Here is a 15,506-nt window from a genome sequence, read left to right as displayed (position 1 = left end):
CAATTAATGCCCTACTCTAAAGAAAGTTGGTGTGAATTGGAATATTACACCTAATAAGCAACCTTGGTATGGGTTTACGGAAGATCAAATTTTCGGTGAAATTATGTCTGATCCGGAAATTTGTAAATATATTTTACGAATCATTGCTCCAGAGGCGAAGATAAAGCATATTTATCCGCCAAACAAGCAACGGGAAGTAAAAGACCCTGGATATCGTAAGCAAAAGGATGTCAGGCTGGATGTACTTGTCGAAGATGAAAAGCATAACTTGTATGATTTAGAAGTGCAGACAAGTGATAAGGGCGATCTTGGTTGGCGCATGCGATATTATGCATCTAAGATTGATCAAAGATATACTTTACCGGTTGGTAAGACCTATCGAGATCTAAGAAAAGTAACGATCATCTTCATATGTACTTTTGATCCACAAAAGAAAGGGAAAGTTCGCTATGAGTATGAAAGCTTTGAAAAAGTTGATAAGTCTGATCAATTGAACGATGGGATCAAAAAAATTATAATTAACACAAAAGGGAAACAGGATGGCATTGGGCCTGAATTAGCAGCCCTAGTTAATTTAGCAAATAATAAACAGGTTCATTTGAATAGAATTTTTGACAAGATTCAAAAGAAAATTGTGGACATTAACAATGATCCAAAGCGGAGGGATGAAATTATGGACTATGAAACAAAGTTGCTTGAACGTGAGCAGGACGGAAAAGAAGAGGGAATTAGGCAAGGAATCCAAAAATTAATTGCAGCCTTAAGAGATTTTGGGGCTACTAATGCTCAAATTTTAAAGCGTTTAGAACAAGATTATGGTGATCAATTCACTAAAAAAGAACTAAAAGATTTCATGAAACAAGCATAATTTGTACAAATGAGTAGCAACATTCTTTTTAGATCGTTGCTATTTTTTGATTCATTTTTCCATTCTGATTGCATGTGATTCTGAGTTTTGGTATAATTCAAGTGTTATAAACGTTGCCGAATTAGCTCAGTTGGTAGAGCGCTTCCCTCGTAAAGAAGAGGTCGGCAGTTCGATTCTGCCATTCGGCATCAGAGTATTTACTAAAAAGACCTGTAATGAAGCCCAATTGTAAAGATTGAGTATTCATGCAGGTCTTTTCTTTATTCAAAAATGATATAAAAATTCATAAAATAGTAAAAATCACTTATTTTAAATAGATATTGAATTTTAAATTCAAACAGTATACTATAAGAGATGTAAGGGCTTACACAATTATAAGCTTCGCATTATTCAAAGCATTGAGGGGGAATAATGATGAATGATAAGTATTCTAGATTAGGTCAGGATATTTACGCTAATATCGGTGGACCTAATAATGTTGAATCGTTGTATCACTGTATGACCCGTTTACGAATTAAGATTCGTGATGATTCTAAGGTCGACATTGCTGGCTTAAAGGCAATTGATGGAGTATTAGGCGTAGTTAGTGCCGATACTTTAGAAATCGTTTTAGGTTCAGGTGTAAATGCTAAGGTAGCCCAAAGCATGGTCAGCCAAGTTGGAGTTAAAGAAAATGAAGAATTTCCAACTAATGTAAGCAACTATCAAGCAGAAAAATCTGAAGTCCAAGCAAAAGCTGCTGAAGTTCATGCTCAACATAAAGCACAATTGAAGCAAACATGGTGGCGTAAAGCTTTAGGTCACATTTCAGCAATCTTCATTCCACTTATTCCAGCATTCATTGGTGCCGGTTTAATTTCTGGTGTTGCTGGTATTTTAAGAAACATGTTAACGGCTAAAATGCTTCCAGCTAACTGGAACTTAGGCGTTACTATTTTAAGCATGATTGCCAGTGCTTTATTTGCCTACCTGAATATCTATGTTGGTACTAACACTGCTAAAGAGTTCGGTGCTACGCCAGCTTTAGGTGGGATCATCGGTGGTGTTGTTTTACTACCAGGTGTCGTTGCACCAGTAACCATTCCTAACTTCTTGGATGGTAAGCCATTAGCTGCTGGACAAGGTGGTATTATCGGTGTCTTGCTGGCTGTCTGGGTTCTATCATATGTAGAAAAGTGGTTCCATGAACATATTGCCGATTCAGTGGACATTATCTTTACCCCATTCTTAACCATTTTAATTATGGGTCTGTTCACTGTCTTTGTAGTTATGCCAATCGCTGGTTGGATTTCTAACTCATTAGTTGGTGGAATCAACTGGGTGTTAAACGTTGGTGGACCGGTTGCTGGTTTCATTCTCGGTCTATTCTTCCTACCAATGGTTATGCTTGGTTTACACCAAATCCTTACGCCAATTCACTTGGAAATGATCCAAAAGATGGGTTACACTCCATTACTACCAATCTTAGCCATGGCCGGTGCTGGTCAAGTTGGTGCCGCAATTGCCCTTTGGGTAAAATGTCGTAAGAATAAAAAGTTAGTTAGATTGATTAAAGGTGCCTTACCTGTAGGTATCTTAGGTGTTGGTGAGCCATTAATTTATGGTGTTACTCTTCCATTAGGTCGTCCATTCATCACTGCCTGTGTTGGTGGTGGTATCGGTGGTGCCGTAGTTGCTTCCTTTGGCCATGTTGGTGCCATTGCGATCGGTCCTTCTGGTATTGCTTTGATCCCATTAATTGCTAACAACATGTGGTGGGCTTATGTTATCGGTTTGCTTTCCGCCTATGCTGGTGGTTTCATTGCTACCTACTTCTGGGGTGTTCCTAAGACTGCTGTTCACGGCGAAGTTGAAGATGCCTAGTGAAAATATTGAAGTTGATTTTGCTGCTCCTGTATCAGGTAATTTACAAAAGATTGAAGAAGTTAAGGATGATGTTTTTTCGCAAAAGATGTTAGGTGACGGTTTTGCAATTGAACCAATTGATGGCAAGATTGTTGCTCCAGTTAATGCTAAAGTCGAATTAATAATGGATACTAAACATGCCCTTACTTTGAAAACTAAAAAAGGTCATTTAGATATCTTAATGCACCTTGGTCTTGATACTGTTGAATTAAAAGGTGCTCCATTTACCATTAACGTTAAACCAGGCGATGAAGTAAAAGCTGGTTCAGTAATTGGCACAATGGATCTTGACGCTATTAAAAAAGCTGGCAAAGATCCAGTAGTTTTGACGATTATTGCTAATATGGATCGGGTTGATCATGTATCTAAGAGCGATGATACGGCAGTTGAAGCTGGACAGGTCGTATTTAAGGCAATAACTAAGTAAATTGGAAAGAATGATATAAATGTCATTGGAAAATCTGACGACAGAACAGCGCAATCACAATTCGATGCACATTGATACGATGTCCACTCTTGAGATGGTGAAGACCATTAATGAGGAAAACGAAAGAATTGCCGCTGCGGTCGAATCCCAGAATGAAGCGATTGCGAGAGCAATTGATATTGGTTCCAAGCGCTATCATGATGGCGGAAGATTAATTTATATTGGTGCTGGTACGAGTGGTCGCCTCGGCGTCTTAGATGCGGTAGAACTAGTACCAACCTATGGAATCAAGCCAGAAAGAGCTGTTGGTTTAATTGCCGGCGGTAAAGGCGCAATGTATTTAGCCGTTGAAGGAGCAGAAGATGATCCTGAATTAGCTGCTAAAGATTTAAAAAACTTGAATTTAACTGAAAAAGATACTGTTTTAGGTCTAGCAGCTAGTGGACGTACCCCGTATGTAATCGGCGGGCTTGACTATGCTAAAAAAGTTGGTGCTGCCACCATCGCAATTGCTTGCGTTAAGAATAGCTTGATTGGCCAACATGCTGAAGTTGCAATTGAAGCTGTAACTGGTCCAGAAGTAATTACTGGTTCAACGCGAATGAAGGCTGGTACGGCTCAGAAGATGATTTTGAATACTATCTCTACTGGAATCATGATTAGGCAAGGGAAAGTTTATCAAAACGTGATGATTGATGTTTTGCCTACTAATGAAAAGCTAGTTGCGAGAGCGATTAGAATTATTAGTACGGTTACTGATGTTTCACCAGAACAAGCAAAAGCTGTTTTGGAAAAAGCAGATAAAAATGTTGGTTTAGCAATCGTGATGGCTAAGGCTAATTTAAATAGAGATCAAGCTAGCGATTTGCTAAAGAAACATCAAAACAATGTAAGTGATGTATTGAAAGAATTTGAATAGATAAAACATAAAGGCCATTCATAGTGAATGGCTTTTATTATTTGAAAGAGGGAAAGCTATGCTAGGAATTTTAGTTTATTTTAGAGATCTAAATGAAGATTATTTAACTAATGCTGCCAAAGCGGGAGCTAAATATGTTTTCACTTCCTTACAGATTCCAGAAGAGGATCACTCACAGTTTAAGCAAAAATTACCTAAATTAGTTAATCAATGTCAAACCTTGGGTCTAGAATTAATTCCTGACATTTCGCCAGTTACTTGGCAAATGCTAGGAATAAAGGAAGGTGACTTCCAAGCGTTAAAGGAGGAAGGATTCACTGCTTTAAGACTAGATGATGGTTTTGATGATTTTGATTTAGTTAAAAAATTACAACAAGATTTTACAATTTTACTTAATGCTAGTGTAGTGACGCCAAAATATTTGGATGAAGCTAGAGAAGCTGGGGTAGATATTAATCAAATTGTTTTGACCTATAATTTCTATCCACATACTGATACTGGTATGGGTTGGGATGCCTTTAAGCGCAAGAATTGGTTGTTTAAAGATTTAGGTTTGAAGACACAGGCCTTTGTTCCAGGGGATGTGCTCAAACGTTTTCCATTATATGAAGGCTTGCCAACCGTTGAACAACATCGGGGGTTATTGCCATACGTTGCGGCTGTGGAATTAATCCATGAAGCGAACGTTGATGATGTCTTTATTGGCGATAGCGAAGCTTCTATCAAGCAGCTTAAATACATCGTTGATTATCAAAAAGATAAGACGATGAATCTGGAATGTCATTTATTGCCAGCTTATCAAGATCTTTATGATCAGGTAATTGAAGTTAGAAAGGATATTCCTGAAAAGATTATCAGATTGAATCATAAACGTGTGCCAGATACTGCTATCGATCATACATTGACCCGCAAGAAAGGAACGATTGTGATGCAAAATAAATTAGCCCAGCGTTATAGTGGTGAATTAAGTTTAACTAAAGTAGATTTGCCTTTTGAAGCTAGAAGCAATGTGATCGGTTTTATTGCCCTAGAGTTTGTCGATCTGTTAAATTATATAGATGCAGATACTAAAATTATTTTAAGAAAGATTAAGAAAGATGATGTAGTTAGAGGGTGATCTGATGGCTGAATTGGCGGCGAAGATTGCAAATGCTTATCCCAGTTTTAATAAAACGGCTAAGTTAATTGCAGATGCTTATTTGAAAGATCCAGCTGTTTTTTTAAACAAAAATCTTAAGGAATTAGGCTCAATAACCAAGACCAGTGGTGCATCGGTATTACGTTTTTGCAAAGATTTAGGCTTTCAAGGCTTCAAGGATTTTCAAATCAATTGTGCTAAAGAAGCTCCAACTAAGCCTACTAATGCTGTAGACGCAATTATTACTGAAAATGATAGCGTACTGTATAAATTACAGGTGAGTTTTAAGAAAGATATTGATGATTTAGGCAAGTCAATTGATGAATAGCAGCTAAATCAAGCTGTTAAGTTGATTCGAACAGCGGAACAAATATATATCGCTGGTGAAGGTGCATCAGGCTTAGCAGCATCTGACCTGTTTTACAAGTTGATTCGTAGCGGTAAACGAGCAAATTATGTTGAAAGCTCACACATTGCCCTTGAATTAGCTTCAAATATCACTGCTAGTGATGTTTTGGTGGTCTTTTCTTATAGTGGCATCACACAAGAGCCAATGATTATTGCGAGACAGGCTCATAAAAAGCAGGCAAAAATAATTGCGATTACCAGAGGCGAAACTTCTCCATTAACGGATATTTCCGATGTAATTATCTCATTGCCAGCCAATGAAAAATTGCTCCGCTTTGGTGCAACTAATTCACTGTTTTCAGAAATATTTGTTTCCAGTCTGCTATATTTGAGTATGATTTCACCGGATTTGAATCTACTTAATAAGAAGATGAAGGCTACGCAGGAATTGACTAATCAGTTGAAGTTGAGGAAGTAATTGAGTAAAAAAATGATCTAAGTGTATAATTTTTTGCGGTAAGTTGAATAAATAATTAAAAAAGCTCAAGTCCTGTGAATTTGGACTTGAGCTCAAACAAAAAGACCAGTAGTCTGATGTTAAGAACAAAAAACACATTAGAAGCTGGTCTTTTATGGAATCTATTATAGCTGATATCGTAAAAATTATTAAGTCTGAAAATAATGTTATTGCCCGTGAAAAGGCATTAATGTGCTACTTCTTTGATTTGATTAGAGAATTAATGAAATTAGCACTAGAAGAAGTTGATGCCGGCTTAGTTGAAGAAACTAAAAAGCAAGGCTATCAGATTGAAAAGAAAAATAAGCGCTCAGTTGTGACTGCCTTTGGTGAAATCAGCTATTGGCGCAGAAGATATGCTTGTCCTGGCAAAAAGGCTAAATATCCACTGGATAAGCTGATGGGCTATGACAAATATAAGCGTTACAGTGTTTTGGCAGTGAAGGATATTTTGCAGGTTAGCGCCGTGGCAACTTACCGCAATACTGCTTTAGCTGTTAATACTCTCTCCTGTTTCAAGATTAGCCATAGTCAAGTTGGCAAGCTGATTGTGCAAGCAGGCAAACAGATTAAAGTACAGCAGCAGTCTGAGGAAAGATACGATGGCATTACCCAAAAGAAAAAGGTGCCAGTGCTTTATCTTGAAGGCGATGGCGTTGTGATCAAGGGCACCAAGAAGCGGCTAGAGTTTCATCGCTATCAGGTCTGCGAGGATATTATTAATTTAAGCAAAACGCGCAGGAAAAGAGTTTGTTTCTTTAAGTCGCTTGGATGCTTTACAAGAAATTAAAGCTTATTTAGCCAATACCTATGACTTAAGCGATACTTTAATCATCAGTAATGCCGATGGCGGTGCTGGTTATGCCAAGAAAGACTTTGATGAAATAGTTGGCTATTGCCGGCAGCAAGAACACTTCTTAGACGTCTTCCACTTGAATAAAAAGATCAAGGACCGTTTAGGCTTTATGCCGGCTATGCCAAGCAAATTGATCAGTGCAGTTGAGTTTAAATATGACCGTCACTTAACTGATGTGATTTTAGACACGATTGAAAGCAATCTGATTGATGAGCTGAATACGCCAGAAAATCATGAGAATTTAAGGCGCCTGCGCAGCTATCTTCATCGTCATCGTCGCTGGGTTGATATTAAGCCATTCAAAATGCGTCATTTGTCCGTAATTAAAGCAATTGGTTGCTGTGAAAGCAATCACCGCAAGTATACTTATCGCGTTAAAGGACAAGGAAAATACTGGTCAGAAGATGGTGCCGAAGGAATTCTGCGTGTGCTGACTTGCATTAAAAACAAAGAGCTGGAATACTGGCTTAGCAGTGAATTTGCAGGTGGGCAGCTGAACATTGATGATCAAAAAGACCTGAAAGGAGTGGTTCGTGCCAGCCTAAGAAAGACGCATGAAGCTCATCTGGGCATTCATCACGGCGCCATTGAAAGCTTAACAGCAGGACATAGCTATTTAAACGATTTTAGCAGAAAAATAAATCAAATAAATATTTAAGAAATTAAGGTCAGACTAATGGTTAATAGCCTACCGCAAAAATATTGACACTTACATTGTAATCAATTTGTCATCTAGCAGTTTCAAAGAAGCTTATAATATAGGTAAGAGAAAAAACGTTAGGTAAGAAAGGAATAATTATGCCACTTTGCCAATTATTTATTAATCATGAGCAAAACCAGTTCATAGTAGTGCAAATGCCGGATGAAATCACACCAGACAAGTATCAAGGCTGGATTACCCAGGAGGAACAGGTAGAGCATGTGCAAGCATTTGATTTTTCACAGCAATTACTTGATCGGGTGACCTTGAAATATGTTGCTGCTCAATACGAAGCCAAATATGTAATGATGAAGGCCCCAGATGAGGAGCAATTATTTGTTTCTAGTTTGGAAATTAGCAAACAAAACGAAGAAAAATTAGACGTTGTTCGCAATGGGCTACTAATTGTGTTTGACAAAGAAGAGTTAGAACATTTCACCTCATTTTTGCAGGAGGCTTGGAATGAAGCGCGCATGCAATAGAGTATTTTCTTTTCCAGTCAAGAGAAAGGGGCATAAAATTGACCCAGAGAATTATCAATAATACGTTAATCAGTGACCGTGAACAAAATGGTTATATCTTTATTTCAGATATTCATGGTAATTTGGAGACATTGACTTTAATTGAGCAGGCTCAAAAAGATTACCCTAAAGCTAAATTGGTGGCAGGTGGCGATTACGTTGATGGTCGTAGTCACGTTAAGGAAGTTTTGGACTATCTAATTGAACAAAAAGCTGAAGGGGCGATCATTTTACGCGGCAATCATGAGCAGATGCTGCTTAATTATGCCGATCAAAATGAACACCAAGATGGGATTTGGTTTTATAACGGTGGCAATAAAACATTAGCCAATTTATTAGGACCAACAGCTTCTGCCACTGACTTGCATGATAGCAAGTATTATCGCTTCTTAAACGGCTGTCCGATTATGTATGAAACGCCACATTTGATTTTTGTTCATGCTGGGGTGCGACCTGATAAAAAATATAATGATCCGGCAACTTATACTGAGACAACTTATGGCTTAAAGTATGATTATGATTTCTTCCGTATTTGGGCACGCGAACGGTATTGGTACTCTAATCGAGAACATGAAATAATCGCCCATAATTTAACAGGAAAGACAATTGTGACGGGACATACGCCAACCGCTGGATTAGAGGGTAAATTTGATGATGGCCGGATACTCAACAATTTGTCTGTTGATCATTGTGTCGTGCGGTCACTGCAGTATCCAGGTGAACCAGCGAGAATCTTTACTGATGGTGGTTCACACTCGAATCCACTGATTTATCCCCATAATGATGGCAATGTAGTGGTATTAGATAGTGAAGGAAAGATTGTCCGGGTTTATAATTGGGATAATCCACAAGGCACGGAATTTAAGAATAAATAATGAAAATGCTTCTGAGGAGGAGCATTATTTTTTGTTGCTAATTTACAATATCGTAATCTTGTAAATCATAAACTACAATATTATAATATTGTAAATGATAATCTTGTAAATTTGAGGTGATTGGATGTTTGTGGGCAGAGAAAAAGAATTAACAAGTTTAACAGAGCATTATCAAACGAATAAGTTTCAATTTGCAGTTATTTACGGTAGACGTCGAATTGGAAAAACAGCATTGATTAATAAATTTGTCCAAGATAAAAAAGTGATTTATTTTACGGCAATTGAGGAAAATGCTAATGATAATTTGCAACGTTTTTCTAAAGCAATTCGACATTTTATCAATCCACAAATCAACGATGATTCATCCTTTGCTTCATTTGAGCAAGCTTTTCAGGAAATTGGCGAGGTAGCTAAAAAAGAACGGGTAGTTTTAGTCATTGATGAATATCCTTATTTGGCACAAGCATATCCAGCAGTTAGTTCGATGCTTCAATCTTATATTGATCATGTATATTCTGAGACTAATATGTTTTTGATTTTGTGTGGTTCATCAATGTCATTTATGGAATATCAAGTTTTAGGCTATAAAAGTCCTCTTTATGGTAGAAGAACTGTGCAATATAAGTTGCATCCCTTTACTCTAAAAGAAACGCAAGAACTTTTGCCTAATTACAGTAAAATAGACGCTTTTGAGATCAACTCAATTATGGGCGGTATTCCTAAATATTTAAGCTTAGTTTCTGATCAAGTTGATGTGATGACTAATGTTAAGAATACTTTCTTAAATACTGATTCTATTCTGTTTGAAGAGCCTAATAATTTATTAAAGCAAGAGTTGCGCGATCCCGCTACGTATAATTCAATAATTAATGCTATTGCAGCTGGAGCTTCTAAATTAAGTAAAATTGCAACTAAAGCCCATTTAGCTTCTGGTGCCATTTCGACATATTTACAAAATTTAATTTCTTTAGGAATTATTGCTAAAAAAATCCCGGTAACGGAGCAGGACAAACCTAATTCTAAAAAGACACTTTATTACATTAAAGATGGGATGTTCCGTTTTTGGTATACTTTCATTAGTAAAAATATTAGTTTAATTGAGATGGGCTATTCTGAACCGGTAATTGAACAAATTAAACAGCAGCTATCGGTCTTTTTAGGTCCGTCTTTTGAAGAACTTAGTCAAGAATATCTTTGGGACCATATGATGGATAAGGAAATTGTTCCTGAATACTTTCGGCGTTTAGGCTATTGGTGGGGCACGGATCAGAGAATAAAACAGAAAGTTGAAATGGACGTTGTGGGAATTTCAATGGATGATTCCGCCGGTTTTTTTGGCGAGTGTAAATGGAAGAATGAACCAATTAGTCGTTCAATTTTAGAAACATTGATTAGTAGGAGCAACCTCTTTAATTATCCTAAAAAATATTATTACTTATTTTCTAAAGTAAGTTTTACAGATTCATGTAAACAGCTGGCCCAGGAAGTAAATTGTCATCTGATTACTTTTGAGCAAATGTAAAAAAGACATCCCCACGCGGGATGCCTTTTGATTTAGAGATCCAAAAATTTAATTAGTCTTCCACTTTCTTAGCTTCGTTCATGGCCTTCATGATTGAAGGGTTCTTTGAATGGCAGTCCTTAATCATTTGTAAATCTTCTTCACTCAACTTAATAACATATTTACTCATAGTTTTATTCCTCGCTTTTATTTAAAAATACAGTTTAACTATAGCACTTCAGTGGGGAGCTGCAAAGGTTAAACTATTTTGATTTATTAGGGAAATATTTTTCATTAAATTTTGAAAAAATGCTAGTTATTAAATCGCTTTCATGGTACTATATTGTCATAAAGGTATATACCAAAATGAAAGGGCTTAATTTTTTGTAGATTGAAGAGGGAATTACTATGACTAATAAAAAATCAGGTGGGGCTTAAATGCTTGGGTTAACAAGCATGTTATGCCTGTCGCTGCCAAGATAGGTGGTTTTAAACCATTAATTGCTGTGCGTGATGGTATTGCAATGGCGATGCCATTAATTATCGTTGGATCATTATTCATGATCATCAACTCATTCCCGGTTCATGGCTGGTCCGACTGGCTTGCTAAGACTGCTGTTAATGGTACCAGCATTGCACAAATCTTGGCTAAAATTACCAATGGTTCATTCGGAATCATGGGTTTAATTGCAGCTTTTGGAATCGCTTGGAGTTATGCTAACCAACACAAAACAGATGGCGTTTCTGCAGGGATTATTTCTGCATCAGTATTCTTTATTTTAACTCCAAGTATTATGAGTGGCGACAAAGTGCCCGTAGAAGGTTTCCCTTACACTTACTTAGGTAGTAGAGGTTTATTCGTAGCCATTATCTTTGGCCTTTTGTCAGCTTGGATCTTCCAATGGTTCATTAACCATAATATTCAAATTAAGATGCCAGCCACAGTTTCGCCTGCAGTTTCCAAGAGTTTCTCAGCTTTAATTCCAGGTGCAGTTATTCTTGCTATTGCTGGTTTAGTATACTAGCTCTTTGCTTGGACTGGCTGGGGCAATATCCACGACGTAATTATGCATATTTTGGCTAAGCCATTAGGTGCTTTAGGTAATACTTTAATTGGGACTTTAGTTTCAATTATATTGGTAAGTTTATTCTGGTTCGTTGGTATCCACGGTGGTAACGAGGTTAACACTGCGATGTCACCAATTTGGTTAATGCAGACTGATGCTAACCGTGTCTTAAGCCAAGCAGGCAATCTAGACTTAGAACACGGCGGCCACATTATTACGCAACCATTCATCGACAACTTCGTTTACATGGGTGGTGGTGGTGCCACTATCGGTTTGGTATTATGTATCGGTTATTTAGTATGGCGCAAGCGTGCAAGTAAGCAAAATGAAGTTTTAGCACCAATTACGATTGTGCCAGGTTTATTCAACATTAACGAACCAACTATGTTTGGTTTGCCGGTTGTTTTAAACGTTAGCTTGATTATTCCATTCATTTTGGCACCAATGGTTAACGCCATTGTTACTTACATTGCGATGAAGACTGGTATTGTACCATTGTGTAATGGTACAGTTATTGCTTGGACAATGCCGCCAATTATTTCAGGCTTTTTAGCTACTGGTAGCATTGCCGGGTCAATCTTGCAATTAGTCAATATTATTTTAGACGTATTAATTTACTTACCATTTATGTCCGCATTGAATAAGAGACAAAAGATCCAAGAAGAGAAGGTAAAGTAAATGGTCAAAAGATTATTAAGTGCTAGTTCTAGTGAACTATTAAAAATGAACGGGAAAGAATTAGCTCAAAGTATCAAAGCTAGCGAAGGCCGGACGGTTTTAAGCGAAAACGTGGTAGTGCAGCCTGCACCAGATGGACTGACAATGTCTGAAATTGCAGCAGCTTTTGGTGCTGATTTACTACTATTAAATTTATTTAACGTCTTCGATCCGCAAGTATGTGGTTTGGACGTTAACGATCCTGATGATACAGTTAAGCGACTGCAAGAATTAACTGGACGACCAATTGGCGTCAATTTAGAGCCAGTTGATTCCGATGCTAAGATGGAGTCGACTAAGTTTAAACTCCCTGAAGGCAGAATTGCGACGGCTAAGTCGATGAAAAAAGCGGAAGAATTAGGTTTTAGTTTTGTCTGCTTTACCGGCAATCCAGGTAGTGGCGTGACTAATAGGATGATTGTCGAGGCCGTGAAGACAGCTAAGGCCAACTTCTCTGGCATGATTATTGCTGGCAAGATGCATGGCGCTGGCGTCGATGAACCGGTGACTGATGAAGAATCAGTTAAGGCCATGATTGACGCTGGTGCAGATGTAATTTTGACCCCAGCTGTTGGGACCGTTCCAGGTTTTACTAGCGATGAATTAATCAAAATTGTTAAGTTAGTTCATGCGCACAATGGCTTGGTAATGAGTACGATTGGTACCAGTCAAGAAGGTGCAGGCAGAGACGTTATTCGTGAGATTGCACTGAAAAACAAGATCTGTGGTGTAGACATCCAACATATTGGGGATGCTGGCTGGGGCGTAGTGCCGCCAACCGAGACAATCTTTGAATTAAGTAATGCCATTCGCGGATTAAGACATACAATTGCGAGAATGGCGCGTTCAATTAATCGTTAAACAGTAATGGGAAGGTTTCGACCTTCCTATTTTTTTGCATTTTTATGTCATGATGTTAAATACGAACGTGCTTTTGTACATACCAAATATCATAAATAAATGGCGCAAACCATTGATCTATCAACGTTTTGTATTATCTAAAATAATTTACATAAATGTTACAAATGTTACAAAAATGACATATTCAGTAATACTTTCTTAACCAGGGAGTGATATTCCTGTTATGATTCTGAAACGAAAGCCTTGTAATATATAAGCTGTCAATTGAATCAAGACAGACGAATAAGTGAAAATTCGTTACCCAAATAACATTTCTAAACTTTAAGGAGAGAATTTTTTTGAAAATCAAATCTATCTTAGTTAAGTCAATTGCAGTAGCTGCTTTGTCAGTTACAGGTTTAGTAGCAGCTGAAGCTACTGCTCAAACAGCAGACGCTGCTACAGTTCAAAACGATGCAAGCGTAGTAACTGTAAACTACGTTTCAGATAACTCAATTACTGTTTACAACAATTACGAAAACCCAGTAGCAACTGGTCAAACTTTAGCAAGTAACACTTCATGGAAAGTTATTAAGACAGCTTACGATTCAAAGGGTCACAAGTGGTACGACTTAGGCAAGAATCAATGGGTTCGTGCTAAGTACGTAACCAGCGGTCACCATGCTGCAACAAATGCAACCACTCAAGCAGCTCCTAAGACTACTACTAACACTCAAGCTCATTCACAAGCTTCAGCTGCAGTAGCACCAAAGGCTCAAACTCAAACTACTAACTATGCTTCAGCTGCTAAGAGTACTTCATACACTTCAAACGCAACTGGTTCAGAAGCTAGTGCCAAGGCATGGATTGCTGGTCAAGAATCAGGTGGCTCATACAGTGCTTCAAATGGTCAATACGTAGGTAAGTACCAACTTTCAGCATCATACTTGAACGGTGACTACTCAGCTGCCAACCAAGAAAGAGTTGCTGACCAATACGTACAAAGCCGTTACGGTTCATGGACTGCTGCTAAGTCATTCTGGCAAGCAAACGGCTGGTATTAATCAGTTAAAAACTAAATAACAATTGAATAATAAGAAAGGGCACTTTTTCCAAATTCGGAGAGGTGTCTTTTTTGTAATTCAAAATAGTACGATATAATTAAACTATAGCTATGACAGTGCTAGAAAGTGAGGACAATTATGAGAAAGAAAATGATGGTGACATTGCTCACTAGTGTCTGTTTAATGGGACCTGTTAGCATGCTTACGCAAACTCATCCTCAAGTAGTACAAGCGGCCAGCAAAGGTAAACTGCGAGTAAAAGGAAATAAAAAAGTACGTCTTTATACAAATCGCGGTAAAAAATCTAAGTATTACGCTTATACAAGCAGAACATATTCCTATTCTGCTAAGAAATATCTAAAAATTGGCAAGAAAAAGCATTTGGCTTATAAAATTGGTAATAATTCACATTGGATTTTAGCTAAAAATGCTAAATTGGTGAAGAAGACAGTGGATAGATATAGTCAAGCTGTCATTAAATTGCCAAGTGGCTATACGCGTTCTGCACTTTTAGAAGCATATAAGGGCCATCCAAGTGAAGAATTTATTGCAGCTTCAATGAAAGGCATGGAAGAAAATAATTTCTCACGGGTTGCAACTGGTGAAAGTGCAAGCGATAAAAAGCTAATTAATCCGGATAAGCTTTCTGCGAGTGAACAACATGAATTAGCCGATTTTTCATTAAGAGTAATTAATAGTGCTCGTGAACAATTAGGACTTGAACCTTGGATTTATAGTACTGGTACGCAAGAATTGGCAGATGATATTGCCAAAGAATATGAAGAACATGGACGTAGCATTAAAGATCAAGGACATTATGTAGAAGGTATTGTCAAAGCTTGTCAAAAGCATGGCCTTGAATTAGATGATAATTATGTTGAAGATATGGCTGGTTTTACTATTAATAAAACCACTATGCCAATGGGTGAAATGAAGCGCAATGTCTACTTTGGCTTGAAACAAATGATTTTTGGCTTCGCTGGATCTGGTGAAGATGAGCGTAAAAACAAGTCTTTGTACCGTGAATGGGAACATGCTGGCGATTTGTTTAATACTCAAGGATCAAGCCATGATGGCGATCATAATTATTATGGCTTTAGTATTTCTAAGACGGGCAAGATTTACTCAATGCACTTTATTAGTGTCCCGAATTTCATTGTGGAAAGCGAGAAGTATAACACAAATTTTAGGCCGTAAAAATTAAATTAAGCACGTAATAGGCGTGCTTTTTTGATATGATAGA

11 protein-coding genes, 1 tRNA gene and 3 pseudogenes are annotated in these 15,506 nt (G+C 37.6%); all 15 read left to right on the top strand.

Going from position 1 to position 15,506, the window contains the following annotated elements; translation table 11 throughout:
• Nucleotides 1-31: 31 nt before the first annotated feature.
• The 15 genes and pseudogenes from ICI50_RS08395 (at nucleotide 32) to ICI50_RS08330 (ending at nucleotide 15,460) form a co-directional block, all read left to right on the top strand.
• Nucleotides 32-868 (top strand): Rpn family recombination-promoting nuclease/putative transposase, encoded by an 837-nt coding sequence (locus ICI50_RS08395; protein WP_188891507.1) that lies wholly within the window; start codon nucleotides 32-34, stop codon nucleotides 866-868.
• 115 nt (nucleotides 869-983) lie between these two features.
• Nucleotides 984-1,056: transfer RNA gene (locus tag ICI50_RS08390), tRNA-Thr, on the top strand.
• 223 nt (nucleotides 1,057-1,279) lie between these two features.
• Nucleotides 1,280-3,200: pseudogene (locus tag ICI50_RS08385) on the top strand (glucose PTS transporter subunit IIA).
• A gap of 19 nt (nucleotides 3,201-3,219) precedes the next feature.
• Nucleotides 3,220-4,119: an N-acetylmuramic acid 6-phosphate etherase gene (murQ, locus tag ICI50_RS08380; protein WP_013854650.1), complete on the top strand. Its 900-nt coding sequence runs from the start codon at nucleotides 3,220-3,222 to the stop codon at nucleotides 4,117-4,119.
• Nucleotides 4,120-4,177: 58 nt separating this feature from the next.
• On the top strand, nucleotides 4,178-5,236 hold the full coding sequence (locus tag ICI50_RS08375) for a MupG family TIM beta-alpha barrel fold protein (RefSeq protein ID WP_188891505.1): 1,059 nt from the start codon (nucleotides 4,178-4,180) through the stop codon (nucleotides 5,234-5,236).
• Nucleotides 5,237-5,240: 4 nt separating this feature from the next.
• A complete protein-coding gene (locus tag ICI50_RS10870; RefSeq protein ID WP_244040329.1) occupies nucleotides 5,241-5,585 on the top strand; it encodes a MurR/RpiR family transcriptional regulator in 345 nt (114 codons plus the stop codon).
• A 21-nt stretch (nucleotides 5,586-5,606) separates the two neighbouring features.
• Nucleotides 5,607-6,083 carry an SIS domain-containing protein gene (locus ICI50_RS10865; protein WP_244040328.1) on the top strand — a complete coding sequence of 159 codons (477 nt, stop codon included), beginning with the start codon at nucleotides 5,607-5,609 and terminating at the stop codon, nucleotides 6,081-6,083.
• Between the two features lie 154 nt (nucleotides 6,084-6,237).
• Nucleotides 6,238-7,636 (top strand): annotated as a pseudogene (locus ICI50_RS08365) (ISLre2 family transposase).
• A gap of 140 nt (nucleotides 7,637-7,776) precedes the next feature.
• Nucleotides 7,777-8,160, top strand: coding sequence for a hypothetical protein (locus ICI50_RS08360; protein ID WP_054640375.1), 384 nt, complete (start codon nucleotides 7,777-7,779; stop codon nucleotides 8,158-8,160).
• 38 nt (nucleotides 8,161-8,198) lie between these two features.
• Nucleotides 8,199-9,074 carry a metallophosphoesterase family protein gene (locus ICI50_RS08355; RefSeq protein WP_095342137.1) on the top strand — a complete coding sequence of 292 codons (876 nt, stop codon included), beginning with the start codon at nucleotides 8,199-8,201 and terminating at the stop codon, nucleotides 9,072-9,074.
• Nucleotides 9,075-9,198: 124 nt separating this feature from the next.
• Nucleotides 9,199-10,596, top strand: a complete 1,398-nt coding sequence (locus ICI50_RS08350) for an ATP-binding protein (RefSeq protein WP_095342136.1) — start codon at nucleotides 9,199-9,201, stop codon at nucleotides 10,594-10,596.
• Between the two features lie 440 nt (nucleotides 10,597-11,036).
• Nucleotides 11,037-12,320 (top strand): annotated as a pseudogene (locus ICI50_RS08345) (PTS sugar transporter subunit IIC).
• Nucleotides 12,321-13,220 carry a DUF7916 family protein gene (locus tag ICI50_RS08340; RefSeq protein WP_188891503.1) on the top strand — a complete coding sequence of 300 codons (900 nt, stop codon included), beginning with the start codon at nucleotides 12,321-12,323 and terminating at the stop codon, nucleotides 13,218-13,220. It begins immediately after the preceding pseudogene.
• Between the two features lie 338 nt (nucleotides 13,221-13,558).
• Nucleotides 13,559-14,263 (top strand): aggregation-promoting factor, encoded by a 705-nt coding sequence (gene apf, locus ICI50_RS08335; protein ID WP_013854633.1) that lies wholly within the window; start codon nucleotides 13,559-13,561, stop codon nucleotides 14,261-14,263.
• A gap of 138 nt (nucleotides 14,264-14,401) precedes the next feature.
• A complete protein-coding gene (locus tag ICI50_RS08330) occupies nucleotides 14,402-15,460 on the top strand; it encodes an SEC10/PgrA surface exclusion domain-containing protein (protein WP_013854632.1) in 1,059 nt (352 codons plus the stop codon).
• The last annotated feature ends 46 nt before the right edge of the window (nucleotides 15,461-15,506 follow it).

The organism is Lactobacillus kefiranofaciens (assembly GCF_014656585.1).
GTDB classification, from domain to species: domain Bacteria; phylum Bacillota; class Bacilli; order Lactobacillales; family Lactobacillaceae; genus Lactobacillus; species Lactobacillus kefiranofaciens.
The sequence above is the reverse complement of the archived record's forward strand: the minus strand, read 5'-3'. Positions and strand labels throughout refer to the sequence as shown.

Coding starts and splice junctions, on each gene's coding strand:
- ICI50_RS08340 (WP_188891503.1), top strand. CDS start 12,321: ATGGTCAAAAGATTATTAAGTGCTAGTTCTAGTGAACTATTAAAAATG.
- ICI50_RS08360 (WP_054640375.1), top strand. CDS start 7,777: ATGCCACTTTGCCAATTATTTATTAATCATGAGCAAAACCAGTTCATA.
- ICI50_RS08350 (WP_095342136.1), top strand. CDS start 9,199: ATGTTTGTGGGCAGAGAAAAAGAATTAACAAGTTTAACAGAGCATTAT.
- ICI50_RS08375 (WP_188891505.1), top strand. CDS start 4,178: ATGCTAGGAATTTTAGTTTATTTTAGAGATCTAAATGAAGATTATTTA.
- ICI50_RS10870 (WP_244040329.1), top strand. CDS start 5,241: ATGGCTGAATTGGCGGCGAAGATTGCAAATGCTTATCCCAGTTTTAAT.
- murQ (WP_013854650.1), top strand. CDS start 3,220: ATGTCATTGGAAAATCTGACGACAGAACAGCGCAATCACAATTCGATG.
- ICI50_RS08330 (WP_013854632.1), top strand. CDS start 14,402: ATGAGAAAGAAAATGATGGTGACATTGCTCACTAGTGTCTGTTTAATG.